This is a genomic window from Streptosporangium roseum DSM 43021 (genome assembly GCF_000024865.1).
Classification (GTDB): Bacteria; Actinomycetota; Actinomycetes; order Streptosporangiales; family Streptosporangiaceae; genus Streptosporangium; species Streptosporangium roseum.
On record NC_013595.1, the window covers coordinates 2,457,549 to 2,478,118 of the forward strand.

17 protein-coding genes and 1 pseudogene are annotated in these 20,570 nt (G+C 70.9%); 9 read left to right on the forward strand and 9 right to left on the reverse strand.

What is annotated here, in order from left to right; translation table 11 throughout:
* Nucleotides 1-684 precede the first annotated feature (684 nt).
* The gene (locus SROS_RS11000; protein WP_012889000.1) at nucleotides 685-1,464 is read left to right on the forward strand and encodes a ComEA family DNA-binding protein; all 780 of its coding nucleotides are present in this window, start codon (nucleotides 685-687) and stop codon (nucleotides 1,462-1,464) included.
* Between the two features lie 44 nt (nucleotides 1,465-1,508).
* Here SROS_RS11000 and SROS_RS11005 read toward each other — a convergent pair.
* Nucleotides 1,509-2,726: pseudogene (locus SROS_RS11005) on the reverse strand (RNA-guided endonuclease InsQ/TnpB family protein); the annotation flags it as partial.
* A 142-nt stretch (nucleotides 2,727-2,868) separates the two neighbouring features.
* Here SROS_RS11005 and SROS_RS11010 point away from each other — a divergent pair.
* Both SROS_RS11010 and SROS_RS11015 read left to right on the forward strand, forming a co-directional pair.
* Nucleotides 2,869-5,265 (forward strand): ComEC/Rec2 family competence protein, encoded by a 2,397-nt coding sequence (locus tag SROS_RS11010; RefSeq protein ID WP_012889001.1) that lies wholly within the window; start codon nucleotides 2,869-2,871, stop codon nucleotides 5,263-5,265.
* 396 nt (nucleotides 5,266-5,661) lie between these two features.
* Entirely contained in the window at nucleotides 5,662-6,129 is a 468-nt protein-coding gene (locus SROS_RS11015) for a hypothetical protein (protein ID WP_012889002.1), read from the forward strand.
* A 211-nt stretch (nucleotides 6,130-6,340) separates the two neighbouring features.
* Here the strand turns inward: SROS_RS11015 and SROS_RS50875 are convergent, their stop codons facing one another.
* Entirely contained in the window at nucleotides 6,341-6,493 is a 153-nt protein-coding gene (locus SROS_RS50875) for a hypothetical protein (RefSeq protein ID WP_012889003.1), read from the reverse strand.
* 113 nt (nucleotides 6,494-6,606) lie between these two features.
* On the opposite strand from SROS_RS50875, the gene holA reads away from it, so the two are divergent.
* Entirely contained in the window at nucleotides 6,607-7,578 is a 972-nt protein-coding gene (holA, locus tag SROS_RS11020; protein ID WP_218919830.1) for a DNA polymerase III subunit delta, read from the forward strand.
* 268 nt (nucleotides 7,579-7,846) lie between these two features.
* Here holA and SROS_RS11025 read toward each other — a convergent pair whose 3' ends face one another.
* Nucleotides 7,847-8,752 carry an EamA family transporter gene (locus tag SROS_RS11025; RefSeq protein ID WP_012889005.1) on the reverse strand — a complete coding sequence of 302 codons (906 nt, stop codon included), beginning with the start codon at nucleotides 8,750-8,752 and terminating at the stop codon, nucleotides 7,847-7,849.
* 73 nt (nucleotides 8,753-8,825) lie between these two features.
* On the opposite strand from SROS_RS11025, the gene SROS_RS11030 reads away from it, so the two are divergent.
* Complete coding sequence (locus SROS_RS11030) at nucleotides 8,826-9,314, forward strand: MarR family winged helix-turn-helix transcriptional regulator (protein WP_012889006.1); 489 nt, start codon at nucleotides 8,826-8,828, stop codon at nucleotides 9,312-9,314.
* A gap of 177 nt (nucleotides 9,315-9,491) precedes the next feature.
* Here SROS_RS11030 and rpsT read toward each other — a convergent pair whose 3' ends face one another.
* Together rpsT and SROS_RS11040 are read right to left on the reverse strand one after the other, a co-directional pair.
* Nucleotides 9,492-9,764, reverse strand: coding sequence for a 30S ribosomal protein S20 (rpsT, locus tag SROS_RS11035; protein ID WP_012889007.1), 273 nt, complete (start codon nucleotides 9,762-9,764; stop codon nucleotides 9,492-9,494).
* A gap of 148 nt (nucleotides 9,765-9,912) precedes the next feature.
* On the reverse strand, nucleotides 9,913-10,857 hold the full coding sequence (locus tag SROS_RS11040) for a glycoside hydrolase family 18 protein (RefSeq protein ID WP_245564607.1): 945 nt from the start codon (nucleotides 10,855-10,857) through the stop codon (nucleotides 9,913-9,915).
* A 131-nt stretch (nucleotides 10,858-10,988) separates the two neighbouring features.
* Between SROS_RS11040 and lepA the strand changes: the two genes are divergently transcribed.
* Nucleotides 10,989-12,827, forward strand: a complete 1,839-nt coding sequence (gene lepA, locus SROS_RS11045) for a translation elongation factor 4 (protein WP_012889009.1) — start codon at nucleotides 10,989-10,991, stop codon at nucleotides 12,825-12,827.
* Between the two features lie 115 nt (nucleotides 12,828-12,942).
* Here the strand turns inward: lepA and SROS_RS11050 are convergent, their stop codons facing one another.
* Nucleotides 12,943-14,220 carry a glycoside hydrolase family 18 protein gene (locus SROS_RS11050; RefSeq protein WP_012889010.1) on the reverse strand — a complete coding sequence of 426 codons (1,278 nt, stop codon included), beginning with the start codon at nucleotides 14,218-14,220 and terminating at the stop codon, nucleotides 12,943-12,945.
* Between the two features lie 350 nt (nucleotides 14,221-14,570).
* Here SROS_RS11050 and hemW point away from each other — a divergent pair, with 350 nt between their 5' ends.
* Nucleotides 14,571-15,782: a radical SAM family heme chaperone HemW gene (gene hemW, locus SROS_RS11055; RefSeq protein ID WP_012889011.1), complete on the forward strand. Its 1,212-nt coding sequence runs from the start codon at nucleotides 14,571-14,573 to the stop codon at nucleotides 15,780-15,782.
* 52 nt (nucleotides 15,783-15,834) lie between these two features.
* Here hemW and SROS_RS45855 read toward each other — a convergent pair whose 3' ends face one another.
* The 3 genes from SROS_RS45855 to SROS_RS11070 are packed head-to-tail and all read right to left on the reverse strand — an operon-like array spanning nucleotide 15,835 to nucleotide 18,216.
* Nucleotides 15,835-16,584 (reverse strand): DUF4870 domain-containing protein, encoded by a 750-nt coding sequence (locus SROS_RS45855; RefSeq protein ID WP_012889012.1) that lies wholly within the window; start codon nucleotides 16,582-16,584, stop codon nucleotides 15,835-15,837.
* Nucleotides 16,581-17,423, reverse strand: a complete 843-nt coding sequence (locus SROS_RS11065) for a DUF3097 domain-containing protein (protein WP_012889013.1) — start codon at nucleotides 17,421-17,423, stop codon at nucleotides 16,581-16,583. Before SROS_RS11065 ends, SROS_RS45855 begins: the two co-directional genes overlap by 4 nt.
* Nucleotides 17,424-17,478: 55 nt before the next feature.
* Nucleotides 17,479-18,216, reverse strand: a complete 738-nt coding sequence (locus tag SROS_RS11070) for a hypothetical protein (protein ID WP_012889014.1) — start codon at nucleotides 18,214-18,216, stop codon at nucleotides 17,479-17,481.
* Between the two features lie 183 nt (nucleotides 18,217-18,399).
* On the opposite strand from SROS_RS11070, the gene hrcA reads away from it, so the two are divergent.
* The gene (gene hrcA, locus SROS_RS11075) at nucleotides 18,400-19,413 is read left to right on the forward strand and encodes a heat-inducible transcriptional repressor HrcA (protein WP_012889015.1); all 1,014 of its coding nucleotides are present in this window, start codon (nucleotides 18,400-18,402) and stop codon (nucleotides 19,411-19,413) included.
* 12 nt (nucleotides 19,414-19,425) lie between these two features.
* The gene (gene dnaJ / locus SROS_RS11080; RefSeq protein WP_012889016.1) at nucleotides 19,426-20,568 is read left to right on the forward strand and encodes a molecular chaperone DnaJ; all 1,143 of its coding nucleotides are present in this window, start codon (nucleotides 19,426-19,428) and stop codon (nucleotides 20,566-20,568) included.
* The last annotated feature ends 2 nt before the right edge of the window (nucleotides 20,569-20,570 follow it).

Sequence of the window (20,570 nt, forward strand, 5' to 3'; positions counted from 1 at the left end):
CCTGTGGCACGCCCAATCCCAACAGATCAAGGAAAACCCCGCGCCGCCCCCTCCCAGCGCAGCGGGGAGCATTCCGTACGGCGTCGCGCGGATGGGCCGGTGCCCGGCCACCCCACCCACCCCTTGCTGCGCTTTGATCTTCCATTCCGTACGGCGTCGCGCGGATGGGCCGGTGCCCGGCCACCCCACCCACCCCTCGCCGCGCTTTTGACCTTCCACCCCGTACGGCGCCGCACAGATGGACGCTTCCTGGGGCGGAGCGGAGGTGAACGGGCGCCGCTACCGCCGCCCGCCGCCCGGGGGAACCCGTACACCACGTCCATGGACGCGACCGTCTTTTTCCTCTGACACGACTTGTCCACAGGTCCGCCGCAGGCTCGGAGAGGTTGTCCACAGAGCCGCATTCGGCCAAGAACGGCCCGGTGACGTCGCCGTAGCGTCCTGGTCGTGCGGACCACAGATCAGGCCACCGAGCGGTTCCGGGCCGAGTCACGGCTGCGGGTGCTGACGGCGTTCGACACCTCCGATCCCGCGCCGCCGCCCCTCCCGCCCCCACTCCCACTACGCCCAGCCCACCAAGCCCTTCCCACCCACCCTGGTAGTTCCGCCCGCCCGAATGGCCTGGTCCATCCGGATGGTTCCGCCCGCCCGGATGGCTTCGCCCGTCTGGATGGCTCCACTCGCATGGATGGTCCGGTCAATCCGGATGATTCGGCGCGCTTCGACGGTCCCGCCGCCCGGATGCGCTCCACGCCGGTTCCGCCCTCCTTCGAGGCCCTCCGTACGGCTGTCGCCGCCCAGGCCCCCCTGCTCGCCCCGGGGCGTCCGGGCCTGCGCCTGCTCCTCCTCATCGCCCTGATCGCGGTCGTGACCGGTGGTGTCCATGCCTGGCGATCCCAGCCGGAGCCCGAGCCCCTGCCCCCACCCGTCTCCGGTTCCTCCCCTCTGACGCCGGCCTCCCCCCTTTCCTCGCAGTCCGGCTCCCCACAGCCTGGTTCTGCGCGGTTCGGTTCTGCGCAGTCCGGTCCCTCGCGGGCTGGCCCCCTCATCGAGGTCACCGTCCACGTCACCGGCAAGGTCCGCCGCCCGGGAGTGATCACTCTGCCCACCGGCTCCCGGATCACCGACGCGGTCCAAGCCGCCGGGGGCGTCCGCAAGGGGGCCGCCACCGGCCCCCTCAACCTCGCCCGCAAGCTCGTCGACGGCGAACAGATCGTCGTGGGCGCCCCTGCTCCCGCCGCTGCGGCCCCTCTCATGGCCGATCCCGCTCCGGTCGTCCTCGACCTCAACACCGCGACCCCGGAGCAGCTCGAACAGTTGCCCGGTGTCGGCGAGGTGCTCGCCCGCCGCATCGTCGAATACCGCGACGGCCATGGCGGCTTCCGCACGGTCGAGCAGCTCCGCGAGGTCAGTGGCATCGGCGATCGAAAGTACGCCGAGATCAGAGAGAAGGTCCACGTTTGACTTCCTTCCCACGGCTGAAGCCGAGGGATTCCCACCCTCACAGGTCGGATTTCCTGCTTCACCGCCAGTCGCCCGCCAGGCTCGCGCCTTTGAGGTCTTACACCGGCTCCACAGGCGTTTCACCTCTCCGCCAGCCCGGCGGCGAGGATGTTCCTGGCGGCGTTCACATCCCGGTCGTGGGCGGCGCCGCAAGCCGCGCATACCCACTCCCGCACCTCCAACGGCATTCAGGAGGCGATGGTGCCGCAGGCCGAGCAGAGCTTGGAGGAGGGAAACCAGCGGTCGACGACCACCAGTTGTCGGCCGTACCAGGCGGCTTTGTACTCCAGCATGGTCCGCACCTGCCGCCAGGAAGCATCCGAGATGGCGCGGGCCAGGCGGTGGTTCTTCACCAGGTTGCGGACGGTGAGGTCCTCGATCGCGATCACTTGGTTCTCGCGGACGATCGAGGTGGTGAGCTTGTGCAGGTGGTCCCGCCTGCGGTCGGTGATCCGAGCGTGGACCCGCGCGACCCGCACCCGCGCCTTGGCCCGGTTGCTGGAGCCCCGCTCTTTACGGGCCAGGGCGCGTTGCGCGCGGGCCAGCCGGGCGCGGTCGGCGCGTTCGTGACGGGGGTTGGCGACCTTCCCAGCGGCGTCGCTGACGCCGGGGATCGGCCGCGACAGGGTGAGCAGGGAGGTGATCCCGGCGTCGAGGCCGACCACGCCGTCGGCCGGGTCCAGCGGGCGGATCGTGTCCTCGCACAGGATGGAGACCGACCACCGCCCGGCCGCGTCCCTGCTCACGGTCACCGTGGACGGCTGCGCCCCTTCGGGCAGCGGCCGCGACCACACGATGTCCAGCGGGCCGGCCGTCTTGGCCAGGGTCAGCCGCCCGTCGCGCCAGGTGAACGCCGAACGGGTGTACTCGGCCGACAGCCGGGACCTCTTGCGGGACTTGAACCGCGGATAGGCGGCCCGTTTGGCGAAGAAGTTGGTGAACGCCGATTGCAGGTGGCGCAGGGCCTGCTGCAACGGCACCGACGACACCTCACCCAAGAACGCCAGCTCCTGGGTGCGCTTCCACGCGGTGAGCATGGCCGACGACTCCCCGTAGGAGACACGGCGTTCGTGGAGGGCGTGGGCGCGGCTGCGCTCTTCGAGGGCCTTGTTGTAGACCAGGCGGGCACAGCCGAAGGTCCGGGCAAGCCGCTCGGCCTGCTCGGGGGTCGGATAGAAGCGGTACGTGAACGCCCGCTTCACACCCTGAGCCACGGCACACATCATGACGCAGCACGGCCGGCACCGTACGCGTGTTCGAGAAAATCCCATGCGGCGCTGTGCCGCGTTTCTTCCTCGGGACTGAAGCCCGGGGCGTCCACGCTCAAGGAGATTTGATGACTCCGCGCCTCCCGGAGGCAGGGCGATGAGCCGGTTCGGCGCCGCCTCCGCGCTCCGCGACGACGGCGCGACCGAGAGAGGCCTGAGCGCGTACGCCCTCCATCTGGTTCTGCCCGCCCTCGTCGCCTGGACGACCGCTCTCATCCTGCTGGGCTGCCCGTCCTGGACGGGCGCCCTGGTGGCCGCGCTCGCAGCCGCGGGCGCGCTCTCCGCGGCCGTGCTGGTCCCCGCCGGCGGGATCGCCGGCTGGCGCAACGTGGTGATCGCGGTGCTGGGGTGCGCGGCGGCCGTGGCCGGGACGGTGGCCTTCCGGCTGCACGCGGTCAGTGCCGGGCCGGTGGCCGAGCTGGTGGAGAAACGCGCTTCGACGGTGATGGAGGCAGTGGTGACGGGCGATCCCCGGGAGCCGGCGCAGCGCGGAGGGCCGTTCCGGAGGGATAGTTTCGTGGTGCCCGCGCGGATCGAGGCGATCGGGACGGGGCCGGGCAGGGTGACGTTGCAGGCTCCGGTGGTGATGCTCGCTTCGGGAGGGGAGTGGCGGACCCTGCTGCCGAGCCAGCGGATCGCCGTCCAGGGCCGGTTCGGCCCGGCCGACTCCGGCGAGCTGCTCGCGGCGGTGGTGCTGGTACGGGGGCCGCCGCGAGTCCTGGACGGGCCCTCATGGGCGCAGCGTACGGCCGGGGCGCTCCGGTCAGGGCTGCGGGAGGCCGCCGATGTGCTGCCACCGCTCCAGCGAGGGCTGCTGCCGGGGCTCGTCGTCGGCGACGTCTCCCGCATGGACGGACAGGTCAGAGCCGACTTCAAGGAGGCCGGGCTCAGCCATCTCACCGCGGTCTCCGGAGCCAACCTGGCGATCATGGCAGGGGCGGCGGTCGCGGTGGGCCGGACCGCGGGGCTGCCTCTCGCGGCCCGGGCGGCGCTGGCGGTTTTCGCCATGCTCGCCTTCGCGCTCGTCGCCCGCCCGTCGCCCAGCGTGCTCCGGGCGCTTCTGATGGGCACCGTCGCCGCCGTGGCGCTCGGTACGGGCCGTTCGCGTGACGGTGTCACCGCCCTGTCGGCGACCGTCCTGGGGCTGATCCTTTTCGACCCCGCTCTCGCCAGGTCCTACGGCTTCGCCCTGTCGGTCTGCGCCACGGGCGGCATCCTGGTCCTCGCTCCCCGCTGGCGGGACCGGCTCGCGACACGGATGCCCCGCTGGGCGGCCGAGGCGATCGCCGTGCCCGCGGCGGCCCAGGCCGCCGTCACCCCGGTGCTGGTCCTGATGTCCGGGCAGCTCGCACCGGTGGCGATCCCCGCCAACCTGCTGGCGGGGCCTGCGGTCGCACCCGCCACCCTGCTCGGATCCGTCGCGGCGCTGGTCGCCCCCCTGCACATGGGGCTCGCCCGGTTGCTGATCCATCCGGCGGGCCTCGCCGCCGGATGGATCATCGAGGTGGCGGAGCACGCCGCCGGGACGCCCCTGGCGGTGATTCCGTGGCCGGGCGGCGTCGCCGGGCTGATCGCCCTGGCCGTCGCGGTCCCGGTCGCCATCCTGGTGCTGCGCCGCCGGTGGTCACGGCGGATCGCCCTGGCCGTGGCGGCCGGAGCGATCGTCGCCGTCACCATGGCGGAGCCGATCGTGGCCCGCTGGCCGCCCAGGGACTGGCTGCTGGTCGCCTGTGACGTCGGCCAGGGAGACGCGTTGCTGGTCGCCGCCGGGCCGGGGAGGGCGGTGGTGGTGGACGCGGGGCCCGACCCGGTGCTGATGGACCGGTGTCTGCGGTCCATGGGGATCCGGGAGGTGCCGCTGGTCATCCTCACCCATCCACACTTCGACCATGTCGGCGGGCTGGAAGGGATCTTCCGGGGGCGCGGGGTGGGAGCGGTGGTGGTGACCCCGCACGGGGGCGCGGAGCGGGAGAACGTCAGGCTGAGCGGAGACCTCGCCCGCCGCCGGGTCGTCGAGTGGGCGGCGCGGCCAGGTGCGAGCTGGCGGTTCGGCCCCTCCGAGCTCACGATCATCGCTCCGCGGGCCGAGACACCTCCGGAGGGGCGCGGGGAGGGGGCGGTCGTCAACAACGCCAGCGTCGTAGTGCATGTGCGCTGGGCGGCCGGGACGGCGTTGCTCAGCGGCGACATCGAGACCGAGGCCCAGTCGGAGCTGCTCCGGCGAGGTTTCCCGCCGGCCGACATCCTCAAGGTCCCCCATCACGGATCGGCTGGACACGACCCCGGCTTCTTCGCCGCCACCGGCGCCCGCGCCGCTTTGATCAGCGTCGGGGCGGACAACGACTACGGCCATCCCGCCCCGTCGACCCTGGCCCGGCTGAACAGACTCGGCGTGCGGGTCTACCGGACGGACCTGTCGGGAGCCCTCGCCGTGGTGGCCCGTGCGGGAGGACTGGCCGTCATCCCCCGGGGGCGCTCTGGCCGGGGCGGGTGATCGCGCGGGGTCCTGACGGCGGATGACGACGACGGAACCCAGTCTCAATGAGACGACGACGGAACCCAGTCTCAATGAGACGACGACGGAACCGAATCTCAACGGGACGACGACGGAACCCAGTCTCAACGGGATGACCATGGGGCGGACTGCCCGTACCGGGGCCGTGGTGAGGGCGCGGAACGGTCGTCTCTCCGCTTCCGCGGGCGATGGACATCCGGTTCTTCGGCTGCAGGGAGGGGATACGGACGTTTGACAAGTTTGCCGTACTGCGTACCGTATGACGTACGGTTCACATCGGCCAAGCCGTGAAGGGCTCCGGTCCGCCTCTGCGCGGGACGGGAGAGCGGCGGCCGGCGTACCGGGTAGAGCGTGTCGACGACGAAGGAGCGAGCAGTGACGGAAATTCAGGGATCCCCGTTCAGTAGTGGTGCCTTCACTCCGACGGCCGAGGATCTGCAGAGCGTCGAGGCGTGGTTCGCCGAGTACGACGCCCACAGCGCGAAGGTCGATGTCGAACGCATGGCGGACATGGCGATGTTCCCCCTCAACGTGGTGACCGACAGCGCCGACGGTGAAGGATTGGCGGCCCAGTGGACCCGCGAGCGGTTCACCCGCACGATGGCCGAGGTGATGGGAGGCGGCGAGCCGGGCGACATCGCGATGGAGTCGACCCGTACGCCGCACTTCCTGACCAAGCACCTGGTCGTCGTGGTCACCGACGCGACGATGACCGTGAACGGGGAGTCGTACGGCATGCGCTACGCGGACCTGCTGGTGAAGGCCGGCGGCCGATGGGTCTTCCAGACCATGGTTCAGGGAGGATGGGCCGAGGCCTGGAAGGAGACCTCGCAGGGTGCCTGATCCCTCCGGCCCCGCGTCGTCACGGCCTCCCCGTGCGCGCCTCTCTGTGCGCGCCTCCCTGTACGTGCCTTTCTGCGCGTACCTCCCCGTGCGCGCCTCCCCGTGCGCGTCTTCCCCGTAGCCGACCTCTCCGGGAACGCTCCGCCGTCGGCGGACCGCTTCCCCGTCCCCTGTCTCCCCGGCAGGTCAGGCCGTGTGTCTCCCCGTGGGGTCAGACCGCGGCCTTGAGCGGGCGGCGGAACTCGGTGTCCACGTCGGCGGCGTAGACCGAGCGGCTGCAGCGTGCGCAGCGATACATGATGGGGCCCTCGTCGAGGGTCGTCCCGCAGCGCGGGCAGGCGTGGCGGCAGGTAGTGGAGTTCATCGTGGGTGTCACCTCCTTTGCTTGCGCCAAGCCTGTCCCACGACGCCTGCATTCGGATTGCGAACGGCTTGCTGATGGCGATTCGGCCGCCGGCACGTGGCATGCTGCTGGACATGGCGGCAACCGATCCAGCACCCGTGATCCTGATACTCGGCGACGAGGAGTTGCTGGCCGACCGCGCGGTGGGGGAGGTCATCGCGGCGGCCAGGGCGACGGATCCGGCGACCGAGGTGTACGACCTGATCGGCGGGAAGGTGGAGCCGGGAGAGCTGACCCGGCTGTCCTCGCCGTCGCTGTTCGGTGACAGGTCGGTGGTGGCGATCCGCTCGGCCCAGGACCTGTCCAAGGAGGTCGTCAGCGAGATCGTCTCCTATGCCGCCCATCCGGCCGAGGACACCGCGCTGGTCCTCGTCCACCCCGGTGGGGTCAAGGGGAAGGCCCTGGTCGACGGGGTCAAGAAGGCCGGTGCCCACGTGGTTGCCGTGACCAAGCTGACCAAACCGGCCGAACGGCTCGCGTTCGTCAAGGCCGAGCTGAAGCGGGCGGGGCGGAGCATCGGCGCCGACGCGGCCGCCGCCCTGCTCGACGCGGTGGGCAACGACCTGCGGGAGCTGGCCGCCGCCTGCAGCCAGCTGGCCTTCGACACCCCGGGCAAGACCATCGACGAGGCGGCCGTCGCCCGTTACCACCGGGGACGGGCCGAGGTCAGCGGGTTCACCGTGGCCGACTCCGCCGTCGAAGGACGGCTGGGCGACGCCCTTGAGCAGCTCCGCTGGGCGCTCGCCACCGGAACGGCCCCCGTCCTGCTGGTGAGCGCGCTCGCCGGAGGGCTGCGCTCGCTCGCCAAGGTGGGCGGTGCCCCGCGCAACCTGCGCGGCGGGCAGCTCGCCAGCCATCTCGGCATGCCGCCCTGGAAGATCGACCGAGTCCAGCGGCAGCTGAACGGCTGGGGCCCCGACGGCATCGCCCGTGCGCTCCAGGCGGCCGCCACCGCCGACGAGCAAGTCAAGGGCGGCGGCGCCGACCCCGCCTACGCGCTGGAGCACATGATCCAGACCGTCGTGGCCAGCCGTACCGGCCGTTAGCTCCGTCCCCCCGATCACGATCAGGGAGCTGACCCTCCGATGCGGTCAGCGTCGGCCCTCTGATGGGGGGCTCACAGGGGGCTGACCCCCATGCGGTCAGCGCGGCCCTGTGATGGGGTCTCCACCCGCTCCGGTGGCGGGCCACCTCGGCCTCAGGGCGCACGCGCTCCACAGATGCCGGGCGTCGCGCCCCCGGCTGACGAGTCCGGCCCGAGCGCGGGGCCGACCTCACGGCCGGGTACAGCGAGGCGCCTGCCGGGCGGAGGCTCTACGGGCGCGAAGGGGCGGGTTGCGGGTCCGCGGCGACGCGGGTGCGCCGGGGCGCGGGGAACTGGCCGAGGACGGTCGCGCCGAGGGCCAGCGCGAAGCCGGTGAGCTGAAGCGGGCTCAAGGACTGGCCGAGGGCGATCCAGCCGAGCAGTGCCGCCGTGAGCGGGCTGAGGGTGCCGAGCAGGGACACCTGGGCGGCCGGCAGCCGGGCGATGCCGCGGAACCACAGGGTGTAGGCGGCGGCGGTGCCGACGAGGCCCAGCCAGAGGTAGCCGCCGACGGCGGCTCCGTCCAGGGCGGGCGGCATGCCTTCGGCGGCGAGGGCCACGGGAGCGATCATCAGGCCGCCCGCGGTGAGCTGCCAGCCGGTGAGGGCCAGATCGCTCACGCCCGGCGGCTTCCCCCAGGAGCGGGTGAGGACGACCCCGGCGGCCATGCCCGCCGCGGCGACGACGCCCGCGGCGACGCCGACGGCGTCGAGGGCGGCATTGGCCCGGAGCACGACGAGGGAGACGCCGACCGTCGCCGTGATCCCGGCGATCACCCGGTGGACCGGGACGGTCTCGCGCAGTACGGCGCGGGTGAATCCGGCGACGAGGAGCGGCTGGATGGCGCCGAGGACTCCCGCCACGCCGCCGGGGAGCCGGTAGGCGGACAGGAAGAGCAGGGGGAAGAACAGGCCGATGTTCAGCGCGCCCAGCACCGGCGCCCGCCACCACCAGTTTCCCCTGGGGAGCGTCCGCGTCATGGCGAGCAGGAGCAGGCCGGCGGGGAGGGCGCGGAGCAGGGCGGTCAGCAGCGGGCGGTCCGGGGGCAGCAGCTCGGTGGTCACGATGTAGGTGGTGCCCCAGACCGTGGGGGCGAGGGCGGTGGCGGCGACGAGGGCGAGACGGGGGGCCGGCATGGGGACTCCTTCATTAAACTCAATACTAAGTAACTTAGCAGCAAGTTATTTACCGTCAAGCTACACTGCTGCCATGACAGAGGACCCGGTCGACCGGATCGTGTTGCAGTGGCGGAGGGAGCGGCCTGATTTGGACCCCTCACCGATGGGGATCTTCGGACGGATCTACCGGATCGCCCGGCTCATGGGGGATCGCATGGAAGAGGTGCACGGAGCCCACGGCCTCGGCCGGGGCGAGTTCGACGTGCTCGCCACCCTCCGCCGGGCCGGCGAGCCGTACACGCTGTCGCCCAAGGCCATCACCGCCACGCTCATGCTGACCTCCGGCGGCATGACGGGGCGCCTCGACCGGCTGGAACGGGCGGCTCTGATCGTCCGCGCCCCCGACCCGGACGACCGCCGGGCACTGCGGGTCAGCCTGACCGCCCAGGGGCTCCAGGTGATCGATGAGGCCGTGGCCGCGGGACTGGGGCCTCAGCACGAGGCGCTGGCCGCGCTGCCGGAGGAGGATCGCGAGCGTCTCGGCGCCCTGCTCAGGACCCTGCTGGGCGAGCTGGAGTGATCCGGACCCGCCCGGTGAGTCGCCCGAGCCGGGACCTGGAGTGATCCGGACCCGCCCGGTGAGTCGCCCGAGCCGGGAGGTCGCGTCCCTCGTGAGACGCCGGAACGTCGTAACCCGGTGAAACGCCAGAACGCCGCACCCCCCGTGAGGGGAGTGCGGCGTCCGGAAGAACCTGGGTTACTTGGCGGCCGAAAGCTCGACGACGCGCTGGGCGATCGCCGACTTGCGGTTGGCGGCCTGGTTCTTGTGGATCACGCCCTTGCTGGCGGCCTTGTCCAGCTGGCGGCAAGCGGCGCGCTGGAGCACGACGGCCTCGTCCACGTTGCCCTGGTCGGCAGCCTCGCGGAACTTGCGGACCGCCGTCTTGAGGGACGACTTGACAGCCTTGTTACGCAGCCGGGCCTTCTCGTTCTGCCGGTTGCGCTTGATCTGGGACTTGATGTTCGCCACGAAGAAGCCTCGGTGAATGTCGTCGGAGTGGGGCGCGCGGGCAGAGAGGGCGCGCCACACGCAGTTGAACAGGCTACCAACTGCCTGGACGGTCGCTCAAATCGACTGCCTGGACAGAGGGATGCCTGATCAGTTTACCGTGCTGTCGTCATGGACGAGACCAGAATCGCCCGTACTCCGCCCAGTCTTCCGCCGTGGCCGCGAAATCGACATACAGGGCCAGCCCGAACCGCTCGCGCGGCTTGCCGTAGGCGGTCAGCGCCAGCCGCGCGCCCTCGGCCGCCGTCGCGACGCTCTCGGCCGCGTCGACCCACGGCAGGTCGTGGTCATGGTAGGCCGGGGCGCCGATCAGCACGGTCTTCTCCGGCGGCACGAGCTCCAGCGCGAGGCCGCCCTGCCGTACGACATGGCCGCCGTAGAGCAGTTCGGAGGGGAGGGCGGAGTCGTAGGTCATGATCGCGACCTGGTCGGTGCGGGCCGCGACCTCCCTGAAGTACTCGGGCGACCAGTACTTGTCGTGGCCGATGACGGCGCGGACGGCGGGGCGGGTCAGCGGGAACGGTTCGATCTGCGGCGTCGAGGTGGAGAGCAGGCCGTCGCCGACGATCGGGCGCGTCCGGGTCAGCAGGTCGAGGAACTCGGCGTCGCCGCTGCCGACCGGTTCGAAGTTGTAGTGCACGCCGTCGAAGCCGAGCGCCATGACGCCGCCCGCGCTGTCGAGCACGCGCTGCCTGGTGGCCGGGTCGTCGAGGTCCAGGCCGCCGTCGACCTTCTGGCCGAGCCACGCCGACACCCGCACCTTCGGCAGCTCCGCGCGCCACCGCTCCAGGAAGTCCTTGGCGGCGGGGTGCTTCGCGGCGGGCAGCGTCCCGTCGTACTCGAAGGGGCCGGAGTGGACGTACACGTCCCTGATCCCCGTCTTGCGCAGCCGGGCGGCCAGCTCCTTCAGATCGGCGGCGCTCCTGCGGCCGTCCACCCACGCGTGGCCGAGCCACAGGGCATCGTGACCGGTGCTCTTCGCCCACGGGGCGGGCGTCCCGGTAAACTGGAGCGTGAGGGTGGCTGCGGCCACCCCGGGCAGCACAAGGAGCACGGCCGCCACCATCACGAGAAACCGCAGGCCGCGCCGTGCTCTGGTCCGGGCAATCACCCGGACATGTCACCATGGAAGACGGCTGGTATGCCAGTCGTCGATCGTCATCAATCCCGTCGAAACGGACACCGGTGCGCATTCAGCCTGGCCAGACCGATCCCGCGGTGATCCGCAACTTCTGCATCATCGCGCACATCGACCATGGCAAGTCGACGCTTGCCGACCGCATGTTGCAGATCACCGGCGTGGTCGACGACCGCTCAATGCGCGCCCAGTACCTCGATCGGATGGACATCGAGCGCGAGCGCGGCATCACCATCAAGTCGCAGGCGGTCCGGCTGCCGTGGCAGATGGGTGACACCGACTACGTCCTCAACATGATCGACACCCCCGGGCACGTCGACTTCACCTACGAGGTGTCCCGCTCGCTCCAGGCGTGCGAGGGCGCCATCCTGCTGGTCGACGCCGCGCAGGGGATCGAGGCGCAGACCCTGGCCAACCTCTACCTGGCCATGAACAACGACATGACGATCATCCCGGTGCTCAACAAGATCGACCTTCCCGCCGCGCAGCCGGAGAAGTACGCCGCGGAGATCGCCCACCTCATCGGCTGCGAGCCGGAGGACGTGCTGAAGGTCTCCGGCAAGACCGGTGTGGGCGTCCGGGAGCTGCTCGACCACGTCGTCCAGAACGTTCCGGCCCCGGTCGGCGACGCCGACGCGCCCGCCCGCGCGCTGATCTTCGACTCCGTCTACGACACCTACCGCGGCGTGATCACCTATGTCCGGGTCATGGACGGTCACCTGGGCAAGCGCGAGCGCATCCTGATGATGTCCACCACGGCGGCCCACGAGACGCTGGAGATCGGCGTCATCTCGCCGGAGCCGAAGATCGCCGACAAGGGGCTCGGCGTCGGCGAGGTGGGCTATCTCATCACCGGCGTGAAGGACGTCCGCCAGTCGCGGGTCGGCGACACCGTGACCTCCGTCGTGCGGCCGGCCGCCAAGGCGCTCAGCGGCTACGAGCACCCCAAGCCGATGGTCTTCTCGGGGCTCTACCCGATCGACGGCGACGACTACCCCGAGCTCCGCGAGGCGCTGGACAAGCTCCAGCTCAACGACGCCGCCCTGGTCTACGAACCGGAGACCTCCGCGGCCCTCGGCTTCGGCTTCCGCTGCGGCTTCCTCGGCCTGCTCCACATGGAGATCGTCCGCGAGCGCCTGGAGCGGGAGTTCAACCTCTCGCTCATCTCCACCGCGCCCAACGTGGTCTACCAGGTGATCATGGAGGACGGTAAGGAGGTCACCGTCACCAACCCCTCGGAGTTCCCGACGGGCAAGGTCGAGAAGGTCTTCGAGCCGATGGTGAAGTCCACGGTGCTGGTCCCCTCGGAGTTCATCGGCGCCATCATGGAGCTCTGCCAGAACCGCCGGGGCAACCTGCAGGGGATGGACTACCTGTCGGAGGACCGCGTCGAGATCCGCTACACCATGCCGCTCGGCGAGATCATCTTCGACTTCTTCGACCAGCTCAAGTCCCGCACGCGCGGTTACGCCTCGCTGGACTACGAGCCGTCGGGCGAGCAGGAGTCCGAGCTGGTCAAGGTCGACATCCTGCTCCAGGGCGAGGCCGTGGACGCCTTCAGCGCCATCGTCCACAAGGACAAGGCCTACGCCTACGGGGTGGAGATGGCCAAGAAGCTCCGCGAGCTCATCCCGAGGCAGCAGTTCGAGGTGCCGATCCAGGCTGCCATCGGCGCCCGGGTCATCGCCCGTGAGAACATCCGCGCCATCCGCAAGGACGTCCTCGCCAAGTGCTACGGCGGCGACATCTCCCGCAAGCGCAAGCTGCTGGAGAAGCAGAAGGAGGGCAAGAAGCGGATGAAGATGGTCGGCCGGGTGGAGGTCCCCCAGGAGGCCTTCGTGGCCGCGCTGTCCACCGAGTCGTCCGCCGACAAGACCAAGAAGTAGCCGCGCCCGGCCGTAGCCGCGCCCGGCCGGAGCCGGGCGCGGCGGCGGGGACGTGCGGGCGGGGTCGCCGGTGACCCAGGACCTGCGGCCCCGCCCGGTCTGGGGGACAGGCGCCTCAGCGCAGGACGCTGTAGAGCGCCGAGGTCAGCGAGGACTTGCTGTCGTCCTGGTCGATGGACCACATCATGGAGCCGCCGAGGCCCTTCAGGCGGATGTAGGCCGCCTTCTGCGCGACCGTGGTGGGGTCGTCGTAGGACCAGAACTCGTTGCCGTCGTAGATCCAGGCGGCGCCGGTCCGCAGGTCGCGGTAGCGCTTGCCGGGCTTCTTGACGATGTTCTCGTAGTCGTCGACCCCGGCGGCCCAGGTGCCCTGGGCGGGGCCGGTGGCGTTCTTGAACAGACCGTTGCCGCCGCCGGTGACGCCGGTCCAGCCCTGGCCGTACGCCGGGACGCCGACCACGATCTTCCTGGCCGGGGCGCCACGCGACAGGTAGTCGCGGACGGTCTGGTCCACGCTGTACTTCACCGTGTTGGGGTCGCGCCGGTCCGCGAACAGGTTGCCGTTGTGGCCGGTGACGGTCTCCCACGAGCCGCGCAGGTCGTAGCCCTGGACGGTGGCGAAGGTGAAGTGCCTGAAGAGCTCGCGCACCTCGAAGCCCGAGTCGATCTTCGCCGCCGCGGCGGGCAGGTAGGCGCTCAGCTCGCTCTTCCGGTCGAACTCGTTCATCTGGCGGCGGAGCTCGGCGGTGAACAGCGTGAAGTTCCGCTTGTCCTCGGGCCTGATGACGTTGCCGTCGGCGCCGGAGGAGCCCGGCCACTCCCAGTCCAGGTCGATGCCGTCGAAGACGCCCGCCCCCGTACCGGGCGCGGCGCCGGGCAGGTTGCCCTTGAGCCACAGGTCCACGCAGGAGGCCGCCAGCTTGGTACGGCCCTCGGCGGTGAGCACCGCGTCGGAGAAGTACTTCGAGCCGCTCCAGCCGCCGAGCGAGATCATCGCCTTGAGGCCGGGGTGCTTGGCCTTGAGCTTCTTCAACTGGTTCAGGTTGCCGTTGAGGGCCTGGCCCTCGGCGTCGGCGACGCCGTCCACGCTCTGGTCGGCGGGCACCGGACGCTGCCAGTCGGCCCAGGCGTCGGAGGAGACGCAGTCTCCGCCGGCGCTGACGAACCCGAAGGCGTAGTTGATATGGGTGAGCTTGGCCGCCGCACCGGTGGTGTCGATGTCCTTGACGTGGTAGTTACGGCCGTAGATGCCCCACTGAACGAAATAGGCGACCCGCTTGAAGCGGTCGCCGTGGTCCGGATGGGCCTGGGCCTGGGCGGGCGCCGGTGCGGCCAGGGCCGTCAGACCGGCGGCGAGGGCCGCCGCGAGGGTGTTCCGGAGGAGTCTCTGCACGGGCTTCTCCACTGCTGGGGGGATAACTTATAGGAAACTTTCCTTTAAGTTTTCCCGGATCGTAGACCTGGGCGAACTGAGCGTCAACGGTCTTCCGTGGATTTGCCGCATAGCGGTCAACGGAGCGTGCGATCCCTTCCGCCGCACGATCTCGCAGCCGCCCTGGCCGCCGTACGGCTCCGCGATGAGTGAACGCGCCGCCGTGCGGCTCTGCGGTTGGTGGGTGCGCCGAGGTCCGGCTCCGGGATCGGTGGGCGCGCCGCCGTACGGCTCCGGGATCGGTGGGCGCGCCGGGGTCCGGCGCGGAGCCGCGGTCCGGGCATCGCGGCCGGAGCGGCAGACTTGGTGTCGTGCCATCCACTCTTCCCGACGGTGACCCCGTACCGGCCTCGGGCCGGCTCCCCGACAGCGCGCTCCACGGGCTCGGCGGGCGTCCCTTCGGTTTCTACGTCCACGTGCCCTTCTGTGTGACCCGCTGCGGTTACTGCGACTTCAACACCTACACGGCGTCCGAGCTCGGCCCCGGCGCCTCGCACAAGGACTACGCCGACACCGCCATCGACGAGGTACGGCGGGCACGGGCCAACCTGGGCGGCGCGGACCTCCCGGTCGAGACCGTGTTCTTCGGCGGAGGCACCCCCACCCTGCTGCCCGCCGGGGACCTGGTCCGGATCCTGGGCGCGATCGAGGAGGAGTTCGGGCTCGCTCCCGGCGCCGAGGTGACCACCGAGGCCAACCCCGAGTCGGTGGACCCGGCCTACCTGTCCGAGCTGCGCGGGGGCGGGTTCACCCGGATGAGCTTCGGCATGCAGAGCGCCCGCGAGCACGTGCTGGAGGTGCTGGAGCGCCGGCACACCCCCGGCCGCCCGGCGCACGCCGTACGGGAGGCCAGGGAGGCCGGGTTCGACCACGTCAACCTGGACCTGATCTACAGCACGCCGGGGGAGAGCGACGACGACTGGCGGGCCTCGCTGGCCGCGGCGATCGAGGCCGGGCCCGACCACGTGTCCGCCTACTCGCTGATCGTGGAGGACGGCACCAGGCTGGCGGCCAGGATCCGGCGCGGCGAGCTGCCGATGCCCGACGACGACGTGGCCGCCGACCGCTATCTCATCGCCGACGCCATGCTCGCCGAGGCCGGCTTCGAGTGGTACGAGGTGTCCAACTGGGCGACCTCGGAGGCCGGGCGCTGCCGGCACAACCTGCTCTACTGGACCGGCGGCGACTGGTGGGGCGTCGGCCCCGGCGCGCACAGCCACGTCGGCGGCACCCGCTGGTGGAACGTCAAGCATCCGGCGGCCTACGCCCGGCGCCTGGCCTCCGGCGTCTCACCCGCGCACGCGCGCGAGGTGCTGACCGCGGAGGACAGGGCGGTGGAGCGGCTGATGCTGGAGCTCAGGCTCGTCCAGGGCTTCCCGCTCAAGGAGATCGAACGGCCGCCGGTCGTCGCCCGGGCGCTGGCCGACGGCCTGCTGGAGATGGAGCCGTTCAAGGCGGGCCGCGCGGTGCTGACGCTGCGCGGCCGCCTGCTGGCCGACGCCCTGGTGCGCGATCTGACCTGAGAGCCGTCGGCGGGGTCCTGGGGACGTGTGACGGCCGGGCACGCGTCCCTGATCAGCTGACGAAGCGGATGTTCAGCGGATAGCGGTACCTCTCGCCCCGGTTGGCCGCGACGGCGGCGACGATCATCAAGATGAGCGACCCGATCCACACCACGAACATCAGGACGAAGCCGATCAGCACGAACGCCAGGACCCAGGAGACGAAGTAGGCGATCATCAGGGTGAGCTGGAAGTTGAGCGCCTCGGCCGCCTGATCCCGCACGTAGGGGGAGTCGTCCTTCTTCGCGAGATACACCACCAGCGGGCCGACGAACCAGGTCAGCAGGCCCAGCAGATGGGCGAGCATGGCCATGGTGGTGTCGTCGCCGCCGGGCCGCGGGCCGTAGGTCCCCGGTGGCGCCGGGTATCCGTAGCCGGGCGGCGGGCCGTAGGCGCCGGGCGGCGGGTACGCCCCCTGGTAGCCGCTCTGGTAGCCGCCCTGCCGGTAGTCGTGGCCGTCCGGCCCGTACGGCGACGCGGCCTGTGGCGGGTAGCCCTGGCCGGGCTGGGTGTAACCGGGCTGGGGTGGTGGAATGTGGCCGGGCTGGGGGTAACCGGGCTGAGGTGGCTGGGTGTAACCGGGCTGGGTGTGGCCGCTCTGGGGCGGGGCGTAGCCGGGCTGGGTGTGGCCGCTCTGGGGTGGCGGGTAGACCTGGCCGGTCTGGGGCGGTGGGGTGTGGCCGGGCTGGGACGGCCGGCCGGTGTGCCTGGTGGACTCGTCGTCCGCGGACCCGGGCCGCGGTTCCTCGGGACTGTCGCTCATGACCCCTCCTGATGAGTGCGGGGCTGGCCATCCTCGCCGGGAACCGTCACGAAGTCGATCAGTTCCTCGACCGGGCCGAGAAGCTCCGGCTCCAGATCGGCGTAGGTGGTCACCGATCCGAGAATGCGGCGCCATGCGTCACCGGGCTCCAGACCCCAGCCCAGCGCGGCGATGACCCCTTCCTTCCAGGGTACGCCGCGCGGCACCGACGGCCAGGAGGCGATCTTCAGCACCGAGGGCTTGACCGCCTGCCAGACGTCGACGAACGGGTGCCCGACGATCAGCACGTGCGGTGAGGAGACCTGGGCGGCGATCCGGCTCTCCTTCGAGCCGGGGACCAGGTGGTCGACGAGCACGCCCAGGCGGCGGCCGGGACCGGGCTCGAACTCCTCGACGATCGAGGGCAGGTGGTCGACCCCCTCGAGATACTCCACGACCACACCCTCCACCCGGAGGTCGTGACCCCAGACCTTCTCCACGAGCGCGGCGTCGTGCACGCCCTCCACGTAGATCCGGCTCTCCTTGGCCACCTGGGCCCGCAGGCCCTCCACCGCGATCGAGCCCGAGGCGCTCCGCCTCGGGCCCCGTGGCGCGGCTGCGGGCCGTACCAGCGTCACCACCTTGCCCTCCAGGAGGAACGCGGCGGGCTCCAGCGGGAACAGCCGCCGTCGCCCGAACCGGTCCTCCAGCGTGACGGCCTCCTTGTCGCAGGCCACCACGGCGCCGCAGAAGCCGCCGTCGGCGTCCTCCACGACCAGGTCGAGCTCTGCGGGGACCTGGGGGATCTTCCCCCTGAGGGGGCGCCGCCAGTCTTCCGCCAGCACGTCACGCTCGTACATCACCGACCGCCCACTCTCTCGTCAGGGATCAAGTGGACGGTAGCAAAAGCCGCGATCACCTGCCGTACGGTCCCGGCTGTCCCCACTGTCCCGCGGCGGCGGCGGCCTGGCGCTTGCGGGCGCCGCTCCGCTTCACCAGCACGACGATCGTCACGATGACGGCCAGCAGGAAGCCCAGGCCCGGCACCGCGAACAGGGCGACGGCCCCGCCGACCACCGAGTCGGCGGCGAGCTCCTTGCCGACGCCGAACTTGGCGCTCGCCCCCTCGGAGGTGGTGCAGGTGAGCGGGTAGTCGCCGGCCTTGTCCACCCCCACCCGCAGGGCCAGCTCCCAGATGACGCCGTCGGAGGTAACGGTCTGGTCCAGGCTCGGCTGCTGGAGCCTGACGGCCCCCGGATCGCCCTGGATCTGGCACTCGAACTTGGTGCCCGTCGCGGCGGAGACGTAGATGGCGGGCTTGTCCGCCGGGTCGAGCTTGACCGTCACGGTCTGGCCCGGTGCGAACGAGCTGGTGGGCGCGGCGTCGGTGATCGCGCTGAAGATGCCGCCGGCGAAGCCGGCGATACCGACGATCACGCTGAGCACGAAGACGAGCCAGGCACCGACGATCCAGCCGATGCCGGGCTTGACCTTCGTCTTCGGCGGCGGGCCCTGGGGTGCCCCGTAACCGGGAGGCGCGTATCCGTAGGGAGGGGCGCCCTGGGGCTGCTGGCCGTAGGGCTGCTGGGGGGCGCCGTAACCGGGGGCGCCGGAGTGGGCGCCCCCGGAGGGGGATACGAAATCGTTGGACATGTCGTAAATTGTGGGGCTTGCCGCTTGTATACCGATAGCAGTTGACTTGCTACCCGCTTGGCCCCATCATCCTGACGCCGTGTTATCGCACCCCGTGGGTTGGAGCCGTACACTTGGCACTCGGGAACACAGAGTGCCAGACCTGGCGTTTTACGTTCGGGCGCAGGCAGGGAGGTGAGCGCGTTGGTCGACGACCGCAAGCTGGCGGTGCTTCGCGCCATCGTCGAGGATTACGTGTCCACCAACGAGCCGGTGGGTTCCAAGGCTCTCGTCGAACGTCACAACCTCGGCGTCTCGTCGGCGACCATCCGCAACGACATGGCGGTGCTGGAGGAGCAGGGCTACATCGCCCAGCCCCACACCAGCGCCGGCCGGGTGCCCACCGACAAGGGCTACCGGCTGTTCGTCGACCGGCTCTCGCAGGTGAAGCCGTTGTCGAGCGCGGAGCGGAAGGCCATCGAGACCTTCCTCGCCGGCGCCGTGGACATCGACGACGTCGTGATGCGCACGGTGCGGCTGCTGGCGCAGCTCACCCGGCAGGTCGCCGTCGTGCAGTACCCCACGCTGACCAACTCCACGATCCGGCATGTCGAGCTGGTCCCGCTGAGCGAGCGCAGGCTGATGTTCGTGCTCATCACCAACACCGGGCGGGTCGAGCAGCGCGTGGTCGAGCTTCCCGACGTGGTCGACGAGACCCGCGTCGCCCACCTCCGCGCGACGCTCAACGCCTGCCTGGACGGGTGCGGGCTGGCCAGGGTCCCCGACATGGTCGCCGACCTGCCCGAACGGCTTCCGGTGGAGGACCGTCCGCTGGCGGCCACCGTCCTGTCGGTGCTGTTGGAGTCCCTCGTGGACCGGCATGATGAAAAGATCGTTTTCGCCGGGGCGGCCAACCTCGCGGGAGCCGACTTCACCGTCGGGCTCCGTGATGTGCTGGAGGCCCTGGAAGAGCAGGTGGTGCTCATGCGCCTGCTCGGTGAGACCTCCGATCTGTCGGCGCTGACGGTGCGGATCGGCTCTGAGAACCCCTACACCGGGCTCCAGGGCACGTCGCTCGTCGCCGCCGGATACGGTTCGGGGGACAAGCAACTGGCCCGGCTCGGTGTGCTGGGTCCGACGCGAATGGACTACCCGGTCACGATGGGCGCGGTGCGCGCGGTGGCACGCTACGTCAGCCAGATCCTGGCTGCATCCTAAGAGGTCAACTAAGTGGCTAAGAGCGACTACTACGGCACCCTCGGGGTGCGCCGTGACGCCAGTGCGGAAGAGATCAAGAAGGCCTACCGCCGTCTGGCGCGGGAGCTGCATCCCGACGTGAACCCCGACCCTGAGACTCAGGAGCGGTTCAAGGACATCACGCAGGCCTACGAGGTCCTGTCCGACCCCAACAAGCGCCAGATGTACGACATGGGCGCCGATCCGTTCGCCTCGGGCGCGGGTGCGGGCGCAGGAGGCTTCGGCGCGGGCTTCCCGTTCAGCGACATCATGGACGCCTTCTTCGGCGCGGCCGGCGGCGGCGGTGGCCGCGGTCCCAGGTCACGTGCCCGCCGGGGCCGCAACGCCACCATCCGGGTGGAGCTCGACCTGCGCGAGTCGGCCTTCGGCACCACCCGCGAGCTGGTCGTCGACACCGCCGTGCTCTGCGAGGTCTGCACGGGCTCCGGCGCCGCGGCCGGCACCCACCCCGACACCTGCGACATGTGCCACGGCCGGGGTGAGGTCTCCCAGGTCACCCGGTCCTTCCTCGGCCAGGTCATGACCTCCCGCCCCTGCCCCCAGTGCGGCGGGTTCGGCTCGATCATCCGCAACCCCTGCCAGGAGTGCTCCGGCGACGGCCGGGTCCGCACGCGGCGGACCATCAAGGTCCGCATCCCGGCCGGCGTGGAGGACGGCACCCACATCCAGCTCGCCGGCGAGGGTGAGATCGGCCCGGGCGGCGGCCCGCCCGGCGACCTGTTCCTGGAGATCGTCGAGCGCGCGCACGAGATCTTCGAGCGCCGGGGCGACGACCTGCACTGCACCGTGCAGATCCCGATGACCGCCGCCGCACTCGGCACCATCCTGACCATGGAGACGCTCGACGGCGCGGAGGAGCTCGACATCCGGCCGGGGACCCAGTCCGGGCAGACCATCCCCCTCTACGGCCGCGGCGTCCAGCGCCTCAACGAGACCGGCCGCGGCGACCTGCTGATCCACGTCAACGTGGAGACCCCCTCGCGCCTCGACCCGGCCCAGGAGGAGCTCATGCGCGAGCTCGCCAAGCTCCGCGGCGAGGAGCGCCCGCCCGGCAAGTTCGCCCCTGGCCAGCAGGGGTTCTTCTCCCGGCTGCGGGATGCGTTCAATGGCCGCTGACA

Bases quoted from the DNA above. Each gene is read 5' to 3' on its own strand.
- SROS_RS11000 (WP_012889000.1), top strand. From the start codon at position 685: ATGGATGGTCCGGTCAATCCGGATGATTCGGCGCGCTTCGACGGTCCC.
- SROS_RS11010 (WP_012889001.1), top strand. From the start codon at position 2,869: ATGAGCCGGTTCGGCGCCGCCTCCGCGCTCCGCGACGACGGCGCGACC.
- SROS_RS50875 (WP_012889003.1), bottom strand. From the start codon at position 6,493: ATGAACTCCACTACCTGCCGCCACGCCTGCCCGCGCTGCGGGACGACC.
- holA (WP_218919830.1), top strand. From the start codon at position 6,607: ATGGCGGCAACCGATCCAGCACCCGTGATCCTGATACTCGGCGACGAG.
- SROS_RS11025 (WP_012889005.1), bottom strand. From the start codon at position 8,752: ATGCCGGCCCCCCGTCTCGCCCTCGTCGCCGCCACCGCCCTCGCCCCC.
- SROS_RS11030 (WP_012889006.1), top strand. From the start codon at position 8,826: ATGACAGAGGACCCGGTCGACCGGATCGTGTTGCAGTGGCGGAGGGAG.
- SROS_RS45855 (WP_012889012.1), bottom strand. From the start codon at position 16,584: ATGAGCGACAGTCCCGAGGAACCGCGGCCCGGGTCCGCGGACGACGAG.
- SROS_RS11065 (WP_012889013.1), bottom strand. From the start codon at position 17,423: ATGTACGAGCGTGACGTGCTGGCGGAAGACTGGCGGCGCCCCCTCAGG.
- SROS_RS11070 (WP_012889014.1), bottom strand. From the start codon at position 18,216: ATGTCCAACGATTTCGTATCCCCCTCCGGGGGCGCCCACTCCGGCGCC.